The organism is Streptomyces sp. NPDC059785 (genome assembly GCF_042732375.1).
In the GTDB taxonomy this organism is placed as follows: Bacteria; Actinomycetota; Actinomycetes; order Streptomycetales; family Streptomycetaceae; genus Streptomyces.
The window spans coordinates 95,250-112,736 of the sequence record NZ_JBHWHV010000010.1 but is presented as its reverse complement, the minus strand read 5'-3'; the positions used below and the strand labels follow the sequence as shown (position 1 = coordinate 112,736).

Genomic DNA, 17,487 nt, shown 5'->3' with positions numbered 1-17,487 from the left:
TAACGCCTGGCCACAGCCATCGCGGGGAGAGCACCGTCACTCGTCGCCCAGAGTTCACCTGGGAGCCAGTAATGGTTCATTTGAGCGGGCGGAAACGGACGCGTACAGGCCAGAACGTGGGAGCGTGGGGTTCCAGGACCTGTCTCAGAACCTGCCTGTCCGGCAGCCAGGACCCGGCCCCCGGACCCCCGACCAGACGTACGTAAGAGAGGGACACCCTGATGCGGGACGCGTACCACGAGGAACTTGACTCGATCGGCGACAGCCTCGTCGACATGGCGCGGCTCGTCGGGTCGGCGATCGGACGCGCCACGACGGCCATCCTCGACTCCGACCTGAAGCTGGCCGAGTCCGTGATCGCGGCGGACGAGAAGGTCGACGACCTTCAGCACGAGCTGGAGGCGCGGGCGATAACCCTGCTGGCCCGCCAGCAGCCGGTGGCCACCGATCTGCGGATCGTGGTGACGTCGCTGCGCATGTCCGCCGACCTGGAGCGCTCCGGCGACCTGGCGCAGCACGTCGCCAAGCTGGCCCGGCTGCGCTTCCCCGAGCGGGCCATCCCGCACGACCTGCACGCCACCATCCTGGAGATGGGCCAGCTCGCCCAGCGCCTGATGGCCAAGGCCGCCGAGGTCATCATCACCAAGGACGTCGACCTCGCCCTCCAGCTGGAGCAGGACGACGACGAGATGGACCTGTTGCACCGCACCCTGTTCCAGCACCTGCTGGACGACAAGTGGAAGCACGGCATCGAGACGGCGGTGGACGTCACCCTGCTCGGCCGCTACTACGAGCGCTTCGCCGACCACGCGGTCTCGGTCGCCAAGCGGGTGGTGTACCTGGTGACCGGCGAGCACGCGGACGAGATCCAGCCGGACATCCAGCCGGTCACGGAGGTGGAGGGGGCCTGACGGCCGGGCGGGCTCGCACGGCTGTGGCACGGGTGGACCGCAGAGCCTGGCGTGGCTCCCGCGCCGGGCCCCTACGGCTCCGCGGCGGGCCGGAAAGCCTCTGTGCGCCGTTGATGCGCCCGCCGGAACGGGCATGCAATGGCCACAGGAGCTGTGCGGTGCAGTGGGCCTCGCACACCTCGGTGCCTGAAGGAGGGAACCATGGCCGAATCCCCCAGCACGCCCGACCCCACGCAGGACCGCGACACCCAGCAGCCCGCCGAGATCAAGAGTCTCCCGCTCGTCGGCGCGTGCGGCTGCGGCGCCGGCTGCGGCTGCGGCTGCCAGTCGGGCAGCCCTTGCCAGTGCGGCTGAGCACATACAGCACACACAGCACGTAGTAGTGATGAAGGGGCCTCGCTTTCCAGCGAGGCCCCTTCATCCGTCCCGGACGGCGGAACGCTCAGTGGCGGCCGTCGAAGCCCGGCCCGCCCTCGTCGTCGTGGCCGTCGCCCTCGTGGCGGCCGTTGTCACCCTCGTGCCGGCCGTCGTTGCCGTCCCAGCGGCCGTCGTCACCCTCGTGCCGGCCGTCGTCACCCTCGTGCCGGCCGTCGTTGCCCTCCCAGCGGCCGTCGTCGCCGTTGTGCCGGCCGTCGTCGCCGTCCCAGCGGCCGTCGTCGTAGCCCTCGCGGTGGCTCTTGGCCCACATGCAGCCCTCGCCGTAGTTGGCGTGACCGTGGCCCGCGCCTGCGAAGATGCCGCACGCGCCGCGGTCGTCGTCGCCCGGTCCGTCGCCTCCGTGGGCCAGGGCCGAGGCAGAACCGCCCAGCACGAATCCGGCCGACAGCACGGCCGCGGCGACCATGGTGCGCATACGCATGAAGACTCCCTTTTTCGGGGGTTGAAGGGTCGTCAACAGCAATCGACCACGGGCTCTTCATCCAAACCCGCCCCACGACCATCCAGCGCAACGCCTCAGCGTCCCTGTCGCCGCCGTCGCGCGGATCCGGCTCCGGTCGCCCCGTGAACTACTGCCCGCCCGTACGGTCCCCCGCGGGCGCTGACTCATCACGCTCGTTCACTCGATGGTGGAGCGACACGCAGGGAACGCGTGTGCGGCCGGCGTACGACAGGGATGCGCACGGGACGGTGCCGGGGCTCGGCGTCAGGAGGTGGCGGGCGTCGCGGGCACGTCGAAGTAGTGCCCCTTGCCGAGGTCCTCGAGGAGGCCGGGCTGGGTCGGCTGCCAGTCGAGCAGTTCGCGGGTCAGGGCGTTCGACGCAGGGCTGTCCAGGCCGAGCATGGGGGTCAGCCAGGTGAAGTGCCCGGCCGCGTCCTCAGGGGCCACGGAGGTCACCGGCACGTCGAGCTGCCGGCCGATCACCTCGGCGACGTCGCGGAGCGCGACGCCCTCCTCCGCGACGCCGTGCAGCACGGAGCCGGCAGGTGCCTTTTCCACCGCGAGCCGGAACAACCGCCCGGCGTCGAGACGGTGCACGGCGGGCCAGCGGGTGGCGCCGTCACCGAGGTAACCGGAGACGCCCTTGGCGCGGGCGGTGGCGACCAGCGCCGCCATGAACCCGTTGTCCCCGTCGCCATGGCAGGTCGGCGAGAGCCGTACGACGCAGGAGCGCACGCCGCGCGAGGCGAGGGCGAGCGCCGCCTGCGCCGTGGCCTGCCGGACGGAGGTCGCCGAGCCGTCGAGCGCGGGCACGTCCCGCTCGGTCACCACCTGTCCGGGCCTGACACCGAGTACGCCGGACGCGATGACGAGGGGCCGGTCGGTACCGGCGAGCGCGTCGCCGAAGGTGTCGACGGCGCGGCGGTCGGCCTCCGCGGCGCCCTGGAAGTCGCCGGAGAAGGCGATGTCGTGCTTGAAGGCCAGGTGGATCACCCCGTCGGACGCGGCGGCGGCGTCCCGCAGGACGTCCAGGTCGTCGACGCTGCCGCGGACGGCCTCCGCGCCGGCCGCGGTGAGCGCGGCGGCGGAGGCATCGGAACGGGCGAGCCCGACGACGTGGTGACCCGCGCCGAGAAGCTCGGAAACGGTCGCGGAACCGAGCCAGCCGGACGCACCGGTGACGAAGAGACGCATGGGAACTCCGGGAGGTTGGTGGTGGGTGGTTGATGGCGGTGGATGTCGGCGGACACACGAAGCTGCCACTTCGCGAGGTGAGTGATGTCAGCCGCTGCCATCGACAGTAACACCTGATGTCAGTCACTGTCGTAGCCGCATGTCAGTCACTGCCGTCGCGTCTCGGCCGTCGCGTAGGATCCGGGCATGGGCAGATGGGAGCCGAACGCGCGCGGACGTCTGGCGAAAGCGGCGTTGGAGCTCTACAGCGAGCGCGGTTACGAGCAGACGACCGTGGCGGAGATCGCGCGCCGGGCCGGACTGACGGAACGGACGTTCTTCCGGCACTACGCCGACAAGCGCGAGGTGCTGTTCGACGGCTCGGGAACGCTGCGGGAGCTGTTCGTGAACGCCGTCGCGGGGGCCCCGGAGTCCGCGACGCCGATCGACGCGGTGGCGGCGGGCCTGGAGGCGGCCGCCGGGATGTTCGCCGACCGCCACGCGTTCGCCCGGCAGCGGCAGGCGGTCATCACGGCGAACCGGGAGCTCCAGGAGCGCGAGCTGATCAAGTTGGCCACGCTGTCGGCGGACCTCGCGGAGGCGCTGCGCGCCCGCGACGTCCCGGAACCGGCGGCGAGCCTGGCCGCGGAGACGGGCATCGCCGTGTTCAAGGTGGCGTTCGTGCGGTGGGTCGGCGCGGGGGAGCCGGACGGCTCCGACGGGTCGGACGGGGCGGACGGGCCGGACGGGGCGGACGAGGAGTCCGGCGGGCAGTCGGACGGGGGCCGCGGGATGGCGGAACTGGTACGGGAGTTGCTGGGCGAGTTGAGGACGGTCACGGCGGGGACGACGACGTCCGGCGGGTGAAGCCGCACACTCAGCAGAGTTGAACATGTTCAAAAGTGCTGAGAGCATGGGAGCCATGATCGCCGAGCGATTGTGTGGGAATCACCAGTGGCACTGATTGCTGAAAGTCGGCCACGGAGGGGGCAGGCCGTATTCACCGCACGCCGAGCGACGCGGGGATCCGCATATGTGCAGACACTCGCCCTCACTGCCTCACTCGCCCTCGCCCTCACGGGTTGCAACCCGCACATGTACGACGACGTGCCGGCGCTGCATGACGCGAAGCGGACGGAGGTGCCGGGAACGTGGGTCGGCTACGACCGGACGAACGTGGTCTTGCAGCCCAACGGCAAGGCGGACGTCGACCTCCTGGACGGGCAGGAGTGGGACTTCGACGACGGCTGGCGCCTGTCGGGCACGGGCACCTGGGAGCTGACCGACCGCCGGACCGGATGGAACGAGGGCCAGCACGTGCGGCTCACGCTCACCTCACGCACCGCGGTGACGGCACGTACGCCACTGCCGGACGAGCCGCCCCAGTCACTGGACGCCCCATCGGCGATCCGCGCCGAGGCGCCCAGGACCTACACGTGGACCTTCGAGTTGGAGCGCGACGACGAGGACGCGCTGAGGCTGTACTTCTTCTTCGGCGACCCGGACTCGCGCAGCACGTACGTCCTGGAGAGGCAAGAACCCTGACTCGGCAGCGCTGATCGGCTGACGCCGACTGCAAGACACTGACGCGCAGTTGCGGTGTGCTCGTACGAGTGGTGCCGCCCGCCCGGCCGTGCCCGAGGGATGCCCCGATCGTCTTCAGGACGCGCGCACCATTACGTTGCACGAAGTTTCATATGGACGCGCTCTCGATGCTTCTGGGCCCCGTCATGTCACTTCTCGGCCCGATCCTGGGCGGCCTGGGCTTCGGCGGCTTGGGCCTCGGCTGACGCGGTTCCAGTCCCTCAACCTCAACGCGCTGGGCCCCACCATGTCCGTCACGGGTGGGGCTTCGGCGTTGGAAAGAGCGGCGGCACGGAACCAACCGCGGTCCAGCATGCGTCATGTCGATCTGGTGCTGACCCGATACCGATGAGGGAAGGACCTCGCATGTTCGGCCTGATGGTGCGTTTCACCTGCAAGGACGAGACAGCGGCGGCCGCGTTCGATGACCTGGTGTCGCGCACTGGCGAGCAGATCCGCGCCCACGAACCCAGAACGGTGGTCTACGCGGTGCACCGTGTTGGCGGTCGCCCCCTGGAGCGCGTCTTCTACGAGCTGTACCGGGACGAGGACGCCTTCAACGAGCACGAGTCGAAGGACTACGTACGCGCGTTCCTCTCCGAGCGTGAGCAGTACCTGTCCGCGACAGAGGTGGACCGTCTTGACGTCGTGTCCGGCGTGGGGGTTAGCGTCGAGCGCTGACTGTCGGCCTCCTCGGTATGGGCAGCAGTGCTGTCCCCGGTGGACAGGGCAGAAGCCGTGGCGAGCTCTGCCCAGCAGCGCTTACCGATGTTCATCGGTTCGACGCCGTGCCGATCAGCCAGAGCTGCGACCAGGAGCAGGCCACGCCCGCTTTCGCTGTCCTTGTACGCAGAAGCCGCCGCGCTTCGCTGGGGAAGCAGCGGGCTGGAGTCGTGTACTTCGATACGCACGACGGACGCCGTGAGCCGTACTCGTAGGGAGATCTGCTTCGCACCGGTGTGCAGGAGCGCGTTGGTGACCAGCTCGCTGATGACCAGTTCGGCGGTGTGCAGCACTTCGTTGTCCAGGCGGCTGCCCCAGCGCCGTATACCGTCCACCGCCCGGTGCCGCGTGGTGGTCACCGCGTCGGGCGTGGCCGGGACCGAGAAGGTGAGCTGGTTCGCTGCCATGGAACGCCTTCCGAAGTAGGTGCTTCCACGAAAGCAGTGCCGCGCGGTGGTCGGTGGTTCTCGGTGTCGCCGCTGCATCGCTTATGCAGATGCCGCATTTCACCGCCGTACGGCTGCTCTACGCTCGTTGGACAGGCATGATCGGCGACGGCGGAAGGGGGCCGTGCCAGATGGCCGACGGACAGGGCGAGGCACGGCGGATCGGCGAAGTGATTCGCCAAGCACGAGTGTTGCGGCAGCGTTCGCAGAACGACGTGGCCGCCGCCCTCGGATACCACCAGTCGAAGGTAAGTCGGCTGGAGAGCGGTCGCGGCACGGAGGACATCCGGGTCCTGCGTGCCATAGCCCGGGAACTCGACATTCAGCCGACGAGACTCGGACTTTCCGGCACCGGCACCGGTGCCGGTCCGGATGCAGCTGACGCTTCCGTCGGGGGTCCCGGTGGATCGGACATACACCGCCGTACCCTTCTCGCCGCGAGCCTCACGGCACTCACCCCCTCAGCCGGCTCACCAGCCCCTCATCAGGAACTCGTACAGGCCCTTCTGCCCGGCTCCGTCGCGACGGGTGATGCCGCGCCGGCGGGAGCGGCTGAACTTCGTGAGCGGGTGGGCGCGGCGCGCAGGCTCCTCTACACCTGTGACTACGCGGCGCTGGAACGTACCCTTCCCGCGCTGATCACCGAGCTGCGGCAGGCCGCCGCCGTCGCCGCACACGCGGCCACGGACGTGCTCTCCCGGCTGCTGGCCACGGCATACCAGACCGCGGCCAGCCTGCTGATCAAGCGGAACGACCTGGGCAGTGCCTGGCTGGCGGCCGGTCGGGCCATGTCGGAGGCGGAGCGCTCGGGCGATCCGGCGGTACTGGCCTCCAGCGTGCGTGTACAGGTTCATGTCCTGGCACGTGAGGAGCACACCGCGCATGCCGTCACTCTCGTGCGGCACACCAGCGGCCAGTTGTCGGGGTCTTACGACCGGCGCTCGCCCAAGTACCTGGCGGGTATCGGGCTGTTGTTGCTGAGGGGTGTGACCGCGGCCGGTGTCCGGGGCGATCGTGCCGCCATCGAAGAGTTCCTCACCGAGGCCAAGGACGTGGCCCGATACGTGTGCCTCGACCAGCCGGACGTCTGGGCCAACTTCTGCCCTGTGAACGTCGCCGTGCACGAGGTCAGCGCGCTGGTGGCCCTCGGCGACGCGGGCCTCGCCCTCCAAGTCGCCCGCCCGCTGATGCGCCGCCCCATTCTGATCCCCGAGCGTAGGGCCGCCCTGTGGGTCGAGGCCGCTCGCGCTTACAGCCAGCAGAACCGCCTCGCCGACGCCTACAAGGCCCTCCGTATCGCCGACGGCTGCGCCGCCCAAGACGTCCGAGGCCCGGCCGGACGCGAACTGGTCGCCGACATGGCCGCTCGCGACCGTGGTCGTACGCTGCCGGAACTGCACCACTTCCACCGTCGGCTCGGAGCCCCCGCGTGAGTCCGGACGAGCCTGCGGTCCGTGGGAGCAGGCCGTTCCTCTACGTCGTCGTCTGCGCCTGCGGCATCGCCGCCGACGTCGGCAAGCTGATCACCGCCGCACATGAGCGGCACTGGGACGTGGGCGTCATCGCGACGCCGCAGGGTCTGGGGTTCCTCGACGCCGAGGCGATCGAGGAGCAGACCGGATACCCGATTCGATCCGCTTGGCGCATGCCCGCCGAGGTGCGGCCCCTGCCACCTGCGGACGCGATCGCCGTAGCCCCGGCCACCTTCAACACGATCAACAAATGGGCCGCCGGCATCTCCGACACCCTCGCCCTCGGCATCCTCTGCGAGGCATACGGCATGGGCACCCCGACTGCCGTACTGCCGTACCTGAACACCGCCCAGGCCGCGCACCCTGCCTATGCGCACAGCCTGGCGAGGCTACGGGAGATGGGTGTCGTGATCGGCTCGTACCAGCCTCATCGGCCCAAGGCCGGCGGGGGCGCGCATCTCTTCCAGTGGGAAGAGGCGCTGGAGCTATTGGAACCACGGGCGGCTCGCCGACAGCAGGCTCAGTGACTGTGGTGTGACGGCTGCCATTGATCAGGCGGCACTTGACCAAGACCGTAGCTGTCACCTTCTCCACTCATCGAGCCGAATCCTCACTTGGAGATGGTGGGAGTGCCAGAAGACCTCGCCCTCGACGCGGGTCCCGAGTGCGGGCAGCTTCATGCCGTGCGGCATCGCTGTTATCTCGGCCAGGCCCACGGCGTTCGGGACGTCCTCGATGAGGATGAACACCCCGAAGGGCTGGCGGCCGACGACCACTCCGGCGACCCGGGCTCCGACGGGCAGAGCCCTGGCGGTGGCCGCCCAACTCCGCCGCATCGCCTCGGGCGTCGGCATGTCGGGGCCGGAAGGCCAGGCGTATTCGCCCTCGTCGTCCACGTCGTCCACGTCGTCCACGGACAAATGATGGCCGCACACGATTAGACGCAGATACGCAGACCACCGAATCCTGTCGGCTCAGCACACGTCGGTGTGCGGCGGCACAGCCGATCACTCTGCCGGTTCGCGGGTACCGGAGACGCGGGCCTGATCACCATGGAGAAGGGCTACGCCGGCCGACGTCCTCGCACGGCCATCGCCCCGTTTTGACGAGAGCACCGCTCCCCCTTGTCGGGGTCGGGCCAGCCGTGGACTGCCTGTGGGTCGACGCCGGCCGCCCCAGGCCGTCACTGCTTCACCACGTCGACCCGACCGCAGGCCTTGTGGACGCCGACTTCTCGACGCTGGCCGACTGGCTCCGTTCCGTCGTGAAAGGACGGTGGTGAAGCCGACGTCGGACGTCAGCGGAACAGCTCCGGAACGGGACAGGGCATCAACGGCTCACCCGCCCGGTCGGCCCGACCCACCGGACATGCCGACCGGCACACCACCACAAGACCCGGCGTGCCCATGGCCGTCGCCCTCCCGCTCGGAGCAGACCGAAGAGGCCCCTGCCCCGCGAACAACTCGCGGGGCAGGGGCCTCGGCAAAGCGTCGCGTTACTTCTTCTTGCCCTGGGTCTTGTCGGGGATCTTGGTGCGCTGGGTACTCACTGGTCAGAGGCGGCGGACCGGTGCGCCTGGTGGTCGTCGTTGGTCGTCATTGGCTACTGTCGAGCGGCCTCGGACGGCCCAGCCCTGCCGCATCTGGCTGACGGTCGGCACCCTCACTGCACCCCGCCCAAACCTCAGCCAACGACAGTCAGCCACGACGGCGGATCAGCCGACCGCGCGGGCGCGCGTGTGCCTCGCTGAACCCGTGCCGGCCCAAGCCACGCTGCCAGTTCCGTCGACCAGAGCAAGCTACGACAGCCGGCATGTTATGACGGCTCTTGAGCCCTCAGCTGAAAAGCTGCGAGCACTTGGGGCAGCCGGACGCTGACCTGGGCGAACCGCTCAGTTGGTCTCCTCGGGCAGGAACGCTTTCACCGCGATACCCAGCCCGACCTGGTGCGGCTGTGGTGCGTCCGCAATAAACAACGTCCCTGTCCGGTCCCTCGAGACTAGACTCGCCAGACTTTCCGTGGAGTCCCCATAATCCACTTTTTGGCGTGGCGGTACATCATCCATTTTTTAATTTCCACTGCACTCAATGCCGCCCGTGCGGAGCGTTCAACCACATCAGCCCCGATTTTTCTCTTCCATCTTTGTTTCACTAGGATTGAGAACGCTTTGGCGAGGTCGTGCCCGGAGCAGTACCGGATCCGACTTCGCACGGTTTTCATCTCCTGACGGAGGGCATCCTCAACGCCGTGCGTAGATATGTTATTTCCCTTAGTGCGCGCAAGAGCTATGCTGACTAGCGAAGTTAGATTGACGGACAGATCTGAATTCATGACCTCACCCAGAGGGAAATTACTCAAGTTGAGGCCGAGTCCGTCACGTTCCGATAGATAACGCAGGGCACCGAGAGGAAAGGCTATTTCTATGCAAGCTCGCTGCAGATCATCCGAGGTACAGCCAGGTGTTCCGTGGCGGAAGCCACTACCCGCACAAAAACTTCCTGCTATCCCTTCATATATGCCATCGGAAAAGAAAATACACGCATCTAGATCGTAGTGATCTGTGTAAATGATCCGCTTGTCTTCCAAATCCCCTGGTAGCAGTTCGAACCAGTCCTTGTCGAGAATGGCAAACACTCCGGAAAAGTCGTCTCTAATAACCCGCTCAAGGCATATGTGTGCGTTTCCCTTTCCATGTGCAGGAATTGGAATGCAGTGGTCGAGATCCATGAAGCGGTCGAATACGGCTACGTCGGCTACTCCCTCGACCACGATGAAATATCGACTGTCGTTAGTTCGCAACATGATAAGTTCGGCGTACAAATCGTCGCCAGTTAGTTCGTCGAGCAAGGCGCCCCCCTAGGCTGGCAGTTACTCTGATTCTGGAGCCAACGTAATCATTCGATCGATCCACTTACCAGCGATTTGCGGGGAGTGCGTTGCTACGATAGAACGGAACTCAACTAGGGAAGAAATACGGCGAAGGTCTTCGATGAACCTTTTTTGCCACGAAACATGCAAAGAGATTTCAGGTTCGTCGATAAGGACCAACGCTCCGGGGCTAACGTTGAATAGGAGGTCGTAGAGGAGTACAAGCTCGTGCTGCTCGCCGGACGACAGCATTGACAAGCCGAGTTCCGCACCCTCATCGGTGATCACCTTTAGACCACGCTTGCGGTCCACTTCTAGGCGTTTGTGCAGGAAACGACCATTAACGATCTCCTGTAGAAGATTCACGCGATCCAGGATGTATCGGAACGTAGACAGCTTCTTGTCGCTATCCTGCAGATATGTCCAAAGCACGTTTTTCTGCCATGGCTCCATGCCGTCAGGAATAATGATACCGCCGGATTTCTCATCCAGCACGGACACCTCGGCCAGTCGGCGCCGGAATTCATTCTGTTCGGCGTATCGAGCCCTGATTTTCTGCTCGTCGGGGAACTCTGACTGGGCGGCTAGAAGGCGCGTAGGGTACGTGCGGTCGAGTTCCTGCGATACACGCGAATTCTCGGCTAGTGCCTCTCCGAGTCGACGACTCAGGTCTTGAGCGAACTCTTCTACCTTTATCGACCTTGCCAAGCGGCCGGTGCGTGGATGCGAGCTACGAGGAGGCTGTAGTCCCAGAAGGCGTTGCGTTTCGATGAGGTGAACATCGTTGTCTGTTAGGAATTCTCGCAGCTTCAATGGAATCCTTTTTTCCTGAGAGGTCCTGAAGGCGCTTGCTGGCAGTCGATCGCCGTAAATTTCTAGGAGGTCACTGGTGCTCAAGATGGATCCGCTTGAATCCTCCCAGAGGTCGACTCCCACTTGATCGATAGCAAGGGATCGCGAGAGATACTCACGCACTCGGGCCATATTGATGTCGTCACTGTCGAATTTGGTGTACCAACGAATCGGCTCCCGTACACCCGGAAGGCGCAAGCTCAGATGTACCTGTCGAACTTTCTTTTCGAGCTGTTCGCCAAGCGGTAGGGTCTCCTGGTAGTTCCTAATTACTTCAAGCATTGAGCCATCAGAATATACAAGCTCGGCCGACCCGAAGGGGATTCGCGCGATTTTGTGAACTTGCAAAGGTTCTGAAAGTGCATGGATCAGTTCCAGAACTTTGGTTTTTCCAACGCCGTTCGGACCGTGGAGGATGATGAACTCGTCTTGCCCGGGGAACGCAATCTTGTGATCAAAACGCCCTAGAAGGCGTTTTACTCGAATCTCTGTGAGATACCTCAAAACCGACTCCTAAAGTGTCTACGTGTTCGGGGGCAGTGGTCACGACCGGAAGGAAGAGTCTAGTGAAATATTTGTATCAGGGAAGAGCTTCGGCTGGAGCCGTACTGTGTAGTTGGGTGCAACATGCACCGCGTCTCTCGACTGAACGTGCGGTAGGTCGAATCGGAGCGAGTTTGGCCGGTGGCCTGCCCGGTCTGGGGTCGAGCATGGTCAGGGGGCCGTAGCTCGACGCGGGACCCGGAGCGGGGAGGTGGCTAAAGCCGTAGAGCCGACCGACCCCAGCCACGACGTGCCCCTTCTCTGACATCAGGCCACTGCTTCTGAGGTTTTCGCTTCGGAGTGACGTCATGGCGGGGCCAGGGTGTGGCTGGTCTCGGCGATGAAGCCGTCGAGGAGTGCGGACCGGTACTGCATCTTCTTCAGCCGGGTGCGGGCCAGTTCGGCGAGGGCGTCGATGGTGCAGGCAGCAAGTTGCCCAGGTCGTTCTTGAGGTTCGCCCACACGCCTTCCGCCGGGTTGAGGTCCGGGGCATACGCCGGCAGCCGGAAGACGATCAACCACCTGGTGCGGGCGGCCAGTAAGTCGCGCATCAACGCATCCTTGTGCTGACTGGAGTTGTCCCAGACCAGGACGATGTTCCCGCCGAGCTGCTGGTGAGCGGCGTCCAGGAGCCGGGCGAAGTCGCGTTCCCTGAAGCCGGGCTTCTCACCACGGCGGCCGGAATGGTGCACCAGCATCCGGTAGATCAGCCGGGTCCGCTCGCCCACCCGGGCACACACCATGCCGACCAGCGAGATCCGCCCCGAGCCCTTGCCGGACACCCGTACCTGCGGTGAGCAGCCGATACGTGACCAGGTACGTGCCTTGGGCGGACGCAGCGACTGCCCCGACTCGTCCTCGAACACCAGCCACGCGCGCTGCTCCCTCACCGTCTTTCCACGCGCGCCCAGGTCTCCTCCCGCCAGTGGGCCACCTGCTTCTCGTCCCGTTCGGCGGCCCGGTGCACCGGAACCTGCACGGAGAAGCCCATCTCCCGCATGATCCTGCTGAGCTGCGGACGGCTGAAACGGACATGGAACCGCCGCGCGACCAGGACAGAGATCCGTGCCAGCGTCCACCGCTGATCCTCCACCCAGCCATGAGCGGCCGGCCCCTCGTCCAACGCCCCCGCCAGCCAGGCCCGCCACGACGGCAGCATCCGCGAAGCCACCCCCGAGGGCCCCTTGGACCGCAACGCCTCCATCCCGCCCTCCCGCCAGTCGGCATGCCAGGCATAAGCCGACTTCCGCGACACCCGTAACGCCCTCGCGGCCTGCGGCGGCCTGAGCCGCGCCGCGAACATCTCGGCAGCCTGGAACCGCACCCGCTCACGCTGGGCCCGCTGCACCCCGGTCAGGCCACCCCATCGGGATACCGCATGACACCGGGATACACCTACCCACGACGACCACGTCACCCCGAAGCGAAAACCTCAGTTGCCATGAGCGCGGTCCGGGCGCTCGCTGGGCTGGAGCGGGGCGGAGACAGGAGCGCCGGCCCGGCCGGGGGCCGTGCCGCACGCGGGGAGCGGAGCGAGCCGCCTTGACATCCGCGTCCGCCGCTGGCGTCGTCGCACCTGACGGCCCAGGGACGGCCCAGCCCCACCAAAAAGCCCCCGACCCGCTTGAAGCTCGCAGGTCGGGGGCTTAACGGTGTCGCGTTACTTCTTCTTGCCCTGGTTCTTGACCGCCTCGATCGCGGCCGCGGCAGCGTCCGGGTCGAGGTATGTGCCGCCCGGGTTCAGGGGCTTGAACTCGGGGTTCAGGTCGTAGGAGAGCGGGATGCCCGTGGGGATGTTCAGGCCCGCGATGTCGGCGTCCGAGATGCCGTCGAGGTGCTTGACCAGGGCTCGGAGGCTGTTGCCGTGGGCGGCGACGAGGACCGTGCGGCCGGTGAGGAGGTCCGGGACGATGCTGTCGAACCAGTACGGCAGCATGCGGTGGACGACGTCCTTCAGGCACTCCGTGCGCGGGCGCAGCTCCGGCGGGAGGGTCGCGTAGCGCGCGTCGTGGAACTGCGAGTACTCGTCGTCGATGTCCAGCGGCGGCGGGGGCGTGTCGTACGAGCGGCGCCACAGCATGAACTGCTCCTCGCCGAACTCGGCGAGCGTCTGCGCCTTGTCCTTGCCCTGGAGGGCGCCGTAGTGGCGCTCGTTCAGGCGCCAGGAGCGGTGGACCGGGACCCAGTGGCGGTCGGCGGCCTCCAGCGCGAGCTGGGCCGTACGGATCGCGCGCTTCTGGAGCGACGTGTGCACCACGTCGGGCAGCAGGCCGGCGTCCTTGAGCAGCTCACCGCCGCGGACCGCCTCCTTCTCGCCCTTCTCGTTGAGATTGACGTCCACCCAGCCGGTGAACAGGTTCTTCGCGTTCCATTCGCTCTCGCCGTGGCGGAGGAGGATCAGCTTGTACGGTGCGTCGGCCATGGTGCCGAGCGTAATCGAACCGGCTTCCCGCCCGCGCGTCCGGTCGGCAGTCGGACGCCCGGTTCCCGGCTCGCCGGTAGCCCATACCTCCCGCGTCGGCCAGTTGACGGCATCTGTTAATTGAGTGGCTCTCCGGGACCGTCCAACCGTAAGTTGCGCTCACCGCTACAGACACTTACACCCAGGGGGACAACCATGCCGTCGGTCTCGTTGAGACGTGCTGCCCGGGAGACCGTCTCGGGTCTCCCCCGCGAGTTCTGGTGGCTGTGGACCAGCACGCTCGTCAACCGCCTGGGCGCCTTCGTCGCCACGTTCATGGCCCTGTATCTGACCCTCGACCGCGGCTACTCCGCCTCGTACGCGGGTCTCGTCGCCTCGCTGCACGGGCTCGGCGGCGTGATCTCGTCGGTCGGCGGGGGCGTGCTCGCCGACCGGCTCGGGCGGCGGCCCACCATGCTGATCGCGCAGTTGAGCAGCGGCCTCTCCGTCGCGCTGCTCGGTTTCGTGCACCACCCGGTCGCGATCGCCGCCGTCGCCTTCCTCGTCGGCGTCGCGAGCAACGCCTCCCGGCCCGCCGTGCAGGCGATGATGGCCGACATCGTCCGCCCCGAGGACCGCGTACGGGCCTTCTCCCTGAACTACTGGGCCATCAACCTCGGCTTCGCCGTCTCCTCCGTGGCCGCCGGCTTCATCGCCGAGTACAGCTACGTCGCCGGTTTCCTCATCGAGGCCGCCATGACGCTGGTCTGCGCGGTCGTCGTCTTCGTGAAGCTGCCCGAGTCGAGGCCGGAGCTGACCGCCAAGACCGCCGCCGAACCGGCGGTCGGGCTCGGCACCGTCCTGCGCGACGGCCGCTTCATGAGCGTCGTCGGCCTGTCCTTCCTCATCGCCCTCGTCTTCCAGCAGGGCATGGTGGGGCTGCCGGTGGCGATGGGACAGGCCGGTTTCACCCCGGCCGACTACGGCACGGCGATCGCGGTCAACGGCGCGCTCATCGTCGTACTCCAGATCCCCATCACCCGCTTCATCGAGCACCGCGACCCGCGCCGGCTCCTGGTGATCTCGTCCGTCCTGGCCGGTTACGGGTTCGGGCTCACCGCGTTCGCCGGCTCGGTCGGGGTCTTCGCCCTCACCGTGTGCGTCTGGACGCTGGCCGAGATCGTCAACGCGCCCACCCAGACCAGCCTGGTCGTCCGGCTGTCGCCGGTGCACGGCCGCGGCCGCTACCAGGGGATGTACGCCACCTCCTGGGCCGTCGCCTCCCTCGTCGCGCCGCTGGTGTCCGGCGTCGTCATCGACCGGTACGGCGCGGAGTGGCTGTGGGGGCTGTGCGCGGTGGTCGGCACGGTCGCGGCGGTCGGCTACGGGGTGCTCATGCGGCGGCTGGCGGCCGAGGAGCCGACGGTCACCGAGAAGTCTCCGGTCACGGTCATCAAGGGGACCTCGGCGGACGTCCATGAGGAGACCGGCGGGGGCGCTCTTCCGGCGGTCCCCAATCCCGGAGAGCCCGAGGTCACCGCCGTCTGACCTCGCGGTCGGACCTCCCCCGCCCCGGCCGTACGGCCCCCGGCACCGCTCACGGATGCATGCGCGCGCCCTTCAGCACCTTGTCCACGCCGTTCCGCGGTCCGTACACCGCCAGGCCCACCAGGTCCAGCTCGGCCGCGTGCACCGCCCTTACGGCAGCCCGGTTGTCCCGGTCGTTGCCGGTGGCGAAGAGGTCCGAGGTGAAGACGGAGCGCGGGAGGGAACGGCCGAGGGCGCGGGTGTGCGCCGCGGTGAGCGTCTCCTTCGAGCCCTCGAAGATCAGCACCGGCTGACGGAACATCGCCAGGTACGCCGTCCCGTCGGCGTCCTCGTACGGCTCGCCGACCACCTCGGGGACGGCCGTGCCCAGGCCGCTGACCAGGAACGCGGTCACGTTCAGCCGCTGCCAGGTCTCCAGGTCGTCGCGCAGCAGGACGGCGATCTTCGTGTCGAAGCGGATCGGTTCGGACAGCCCCAGGGCCAGGGCGTCGGAAGAGTCGCGGTCGGTCTCGGGGCTCTGCGGGGTCTCGCTGCTCATGCCTCGAGACTGCCGACCCGGGCCGCGCGCCGTCTTGTACGTTTATTGCATGGTGGCCCGGCGTGACCAGCGTGCCCAGCGCGAGATCTCCGCATGGCGTCCGCGAGTCCCGGGTGTCGTGGAGGTCTTCCACGCCCACTACACCGGCTACGCGTACCCGATGCACGTGCACGAGGCCTGGACGCTGCTGATCGTCGACGACGGCGCCGTACGTTACGACCTCGACCGGCACGAGCACGGCACCCCGCACGACACCGTCTCGCTGCTCCCGCCGCACGTCCCGCACAACGGCTCGCCCGTCACCCCGCACGGCTTCCGCAAGCGGGTGCTGTACCTGGACCTGACGCAGCTCGACGCGAGCCTCATCGGTCCCGCAGTGGACTCCCCCGACCTGGTCGATCCGCTGCTGCGGCGGCGGGTCGGGCAACTGCACACCGCGCTGGCGCGGCCCGGTGACGAACTGGAGGCGGAGAGCAGGCTCGCCCTGGTCGGCGAGCGGCTCCGCGGCCACCTGCGACGCCGACCGGACGCGAGTACGGGGACAGCAGGCACAAGGACGGGGGGTACGGGGACGGCGGGTACAAGGACGGGGGGTACGGGGACGGCGGGTACCGGTTCCGCGCGTACGGCCCGCCGCGCGGACCGCACCGTCGCCCAGCAACTGCGCGAACTGCTCGACGCACGGCTCGTCGAAGGCGTCGGCCTCGCGGAGGCGGCGCGGCTGCTGCACGCTCACCCCTCGCACCTCGTACGGGCGTTCAGCGGTGCCTTCGGTATCGCGCCGCACCAGTACCTGATGTCCCGCCGGGTGGACCGCGCCCGCCGGCTGCTGCTCGACGGGCAGCCGCCGGGGGAGGTGGCCGCGGCGACCGGCTTCTACGACCAGCCGCATCTGAACCGGCACTTCAAGCGGCTGGTGGGCGTGGCGCCGGGACGCTTCCGCGGCAGTGGCCGTCACGACGGCGGTCGCAGCCGCGGCTGACGTCAGTCGGACGAGCGCCCCGTCAGATGGCTGAACGCGTCCAGGTTGCGGGTCGACTCCCCCCGGGACACCCGCCACGCGTACTCCTTGCGGATCGCGGAGGCGAAACCGAGCTCCAGGAGGGTGTTGAACGAGCCGTCGGCGGCCTCCAGGACCGAGCCCAGGAGGCGGTCGATCTCCTCCGGCGTGACCGCGGCGAGCGGCAGCTTGCCGGTGAGATAGACGTCCCCGAGCCGGTCGACCGCGTATCCGACCCCGTACAGCTTCAGATTGCGTTCGAGGAGCCAGCGGTGGACAGCGTCCGCGTTCTCGTCGGGGCGGCGGATCACGAAGGCGTTCAGCGAGAGCGAGTGCTTGCCGACGATCAGCGAGACGGTCGTCGACAGCTTGCGCGTCCCGGGCAGCTTCACGACGTACGAGCCCGCCTGCGGGGCCTCCCACTCCAGTTCGGCCTCGGTGAGGACCCGCTCGATGATCTCCGCTGCCACCGTCGTCTCAGCCATGGGGGGAGGGTACGTCAGCGCGCCCGTGCAGCCGCGGCCAAGGGGCCGGCCCGACCCTCCTGC

General features: G+C 67.5%; 21 protein-coding genes. 10 read left to right on the top strand and 11 right to left on the bottom strand.

Features of this window, described 5'->3' with window-relative positions; genetic code table 11:
- Nucleotides 1–221 precede the first annotated feature (221 nt).
- Nucleotides 222–911 (top strand): phosphate signaling complex protein PhoU, encoded by a 690-nt coding sequence (gene phoU / locus ACFV6E_RS10490; RefSeq protein WP_385161063.1) that lies wholly within the window; start codon nt 222–224, stop codon nt 909–911.
- 201 nt (nt 912–1,112) lie between these two features.
- Nucleotides 1,113–1,265 (top strand): hypothetical protein, encoded by a 153-nt coding sequence (locus tag ACFV6E_RS10485; RefSeq protein WP_385161065.1) that lies wholly within the window; start codon nt 1,113–1,115, stop codon nt 1,263–1,265.
- A gap of 88 nt (nt 1,266–1,353) precedes the next feature.
- On the opposite strand, the gene ACFV6E_RS10480 is transcribed toward ACFV6E_RS10485, so the two are convergent.
- Together ACFV6E_RS10480 and ACFV6E_RS10475 are read right to left on the bottom strand one after the other, a co-directional pair.
- A complete protein-coding gene (locus tag ACFV6E_RS10480) occupies nt 1,354–1,770 on the bottom strand; it encodes a hypothetical protein (protein ID WP_385460483.1) in 417 nt (138 codons plus the stop codon).
- 285 nt (nt 1,771–2,055) lie between these two features.
- Nucleotides 2,056–2,985, bottom strand: a complete 930-nt coding sequence (locus ACFV6E_RS10475; protein WP_385460480.1) for an SDR family oxidoreductase — start codon at nt 2,983–2,985, stop codon at nt 2,056–2,058.
- A gap of 186 nt (nt 2,986–3,171) precedes the next feature.
- On the opposite strand from ACFV6E_RS10475, the gene ACFV6E_RS10470 reads away from it, so the two are divergent.
- From ACFV6E_RS10470 to ACFV6E_RS10460, 3 genes are all read left to right on the top strand, one after another.
- A complete protein-coding gene (locus tag ACFV6E_RS10470; RefSeq protein WP_385161071.1) occupies nt 3,172–3,831 on the top strand; it encodes a TetR/AcrR family transcriptional regulator in 660 nt (219 codons plus the stop codon).
- A 228-nt stretch (nt 3,832–4,059) separates the two neighbouring features.
- Complete coding sequence (locus ACFV6E_RS10465) at nt 4,060–4,509, top strand: hypothetical protein (protein ID WP_385161073.1); 450 nt, start codon at nt 4,060–4,062, stop codon at nt 4,507–4,509.
- 405 nt (nt 4,510–4,914) lie between these two features.
- Nucleotides 4,915–5,229, top strand: a complete 315-nt coding sequence (locus ACFV6E_RS10460) for a putative quinol monooxygenase (protein WP_385460477.1) — start codon at nt 4,915–4,917, stop codon at nt 5,227–5,229.
- Here ACFV6E_RS10460 and ACFV6E_RS10455 read toward each other — a convergent pair.
- Entirely contained in the window at nt 5,127–5,606 is a 480-nt protein-coding gene (locus ACFV6E_RS10455; RefSeq protein ID WP_385460558.1) for an ATP-binding protein, read from the bottom strand. The two genes, ACFV6E_RS10460 and ACFV6E_RS10455, sit on opposite strands and share 103 nt — an antisense overlap.
- Here ACFV6E_RS10455 and ACFV6E_RS10450 point away from each other — a divergent pair.
- From ACFV6E_RS10450 to ACFV6E_RS10440, 3 genes are all read left to right on the top strand, one after another.
- Nucleotides 5,524–5,697: a hypothetical protein gene (locus ACFV6E_RS10450; protein ID WP_385460570.1), complete on the top strand. Its 174-nt coding sequence runs from the start codon at nt 5,524–5,526 to the stop codon at nt 5,695–5,697. The genes ACFV6E_RS10455 and ACFV6E_RS10450 overlap by 83 nt on opposite strands.
- A gap of 151 nt (nt 5,698–5,848) precedes the next feature.
- Nucleotides 5,849–7,150, top strand: a complete 1,302-nt coding sequence (locus ACFV6E_RS10445; protein ID WP_385460555.1) for a helix-turn-helix domain-containing protein — start codon at nt 5,849–5,851, stop codon at nt 7,148–7,150.
- The gene (locus tag ACFV6E_RS10440) at nt 7,147–7,716 is read left to right on the top strand and encodes a flavoprotein (RefSeq protein WP_385460474.1); all 570 of its coding nucleotides are present in this window, start codon (nt 7,147–7,149) and stop codon (nt 7,714–7,716) included. Before ACFV6E_RS10445 ends, ACFV6E_RS10440 begins: the two co-directional genes overlap by 4 nt.
- 54 nt (nt 7,717–7,770) lie before the next feature.
- Here the strand turns inward: ACFV6E_RS10440 and ACFV6E_RS10435 are convergent, their stop codons facing one another.
- The 6 genes from ACFV6E_RS10435 to ACFV6E_RS10410 all read right to left on the bottom strand — a co-directional run bounded on the left by ACFV6E_RS10435 (nt 7,771) and on the right by ACFV6E_RS10410 (nt 13,874).
- Entirely contained in the window at nt 7,771–8,103 is a 333-nt protein-coding gene (locus ACFV6E_RS10435; protein WP_385460471.1) for a hypothetical protein, read from the bottom strand.
- Between the two features lie 1,084 nt (nt 8,104–9,187).
- Nucleotides 9,188–10,036, bottom strand: coding sequence for a hypothetical protein (locus ACFV6E_RS10430; RefSeq protein WP_385460468.1), 849 nt, complete (start codon nt 10,034–10,036; stop codon nt 9,188–9,190).
- Nucleotides 10,037–10,057: 21 nt separating this feature from the next.
- On the bottom strand, nt 10,058–11,413 hold the full coding sequence (locus tag ACFV6E_RS10425) for an AAA family ATPase (protein ID WP_385460466.1): 1,356 nt from the start codon (nt 11,411–11,413) through the stop codon (nt 10,058–10,060).
- Between the two features lie 419 nt (nt 11,414–11,832).
- Nucleotides 11,833–12,342, bottom strand: a complete 510-nt coding sequence (locus tag ACFV6E_RS10420; RefSeq protein WP_385460463.1) for a transposase — start codon at nt 12,340–12,342, stop codon at nt 11,833–11,835.
- Nucleotides 12,339–12,776 (bottom strand): winged helix-turn-helix domain-containing protein, encoded by a 438-nt coding sequence (locus ACFV6E_RS10415; RefSeq protein WP_385460460.1) that lies wholly within the window; start codon nt 12,774–12,776, stop codon nt 12,339–12,341. The genes ACFV6E_RS10420 and ACFV6E_RS10415 overlap by 4 nt, the downstream gene beginning before the upstream one ends.
- Before the next feature lie 336 nt (nt 12,777–13,112).
- Nucleotides 13,113–13,874: a phosphoglyceromutase gene (locus tag ACFV6E_RS10410; RefSeq protein WP_385460457.1), complete on the bottom strand. Its 762-nt coding sequence runs from the start codon at nt 13,872–13,874 to the stop codon at nt 13,113–13,115.
- Between the two features lie 195 nt (nt 13,875–14,069).
- Between ACFV6E_RS10410 and ACFV6E_RS10405 the strand changes: the two genes are divergently transcribed.
- Entirely contained in the window at nt 14,070–15,401 is a 1,332-nt protein-coding gene (locus ACFV6E_RS10405; RefSeq protein WP_385460455.1) for an MDR family MFS transporter, read from the top strand.
- A gap of 49 nt (nt 15,402–15,450) precedes the next feature.
- On the opposite strand, the gene ACFV6E_RS10400 is transcribed toward ACFV6E_RS10405, so the two are convergent.
- Complete coding sequence (locus ACFV6E_RS10400; protein ID WP_385460453.1) at nt 15,451–15,939, bottom strand: DUF2000 family protein; 489 nt, start codon at nt 15,937–15,939, stop codon at nt 15,451–15,453.
- A 49-nt stretch (nt 15,940–15,988) separates the two neighbouring features.
- Here ACFV6E_RS10400 and ACFV6E_RS10395 point away from each other — a divergent pair, with 49 nt between their 5' ends.
- A complete protein-coding gene (locus tag ACFV6E_RS10395) occupies nt 15,989–16,921 on the top strand; it encodes an AraC family transcriptional regulator (RefSeq protein WP_385460450.1) in 933 nt (310 codons plus the stop codon).
- A 2-nt stretch (nt 16,922–16,923) separates the two neighbouring features.
- Here ACFV6E_RS10395 and ACFV6E_RS10390 read toward each other — a convergent pair whose 3' ends face one another.
- Nucleotides 16,924–17,424 carry a YbjN domain-containing protein gene (locus tag ACFV6E_RS10390; protein WP_385460448.1) on the bottom strand — a complete coding sequence of 167 codons (501 nt, stop codon included), beginning with the start codon at nt 17,422–17,424 and terminating at the stop codon, nt 16,924–16,926.
- Nucleotides 17,425–17,487 lie beyond the last annotated feature (63 nt).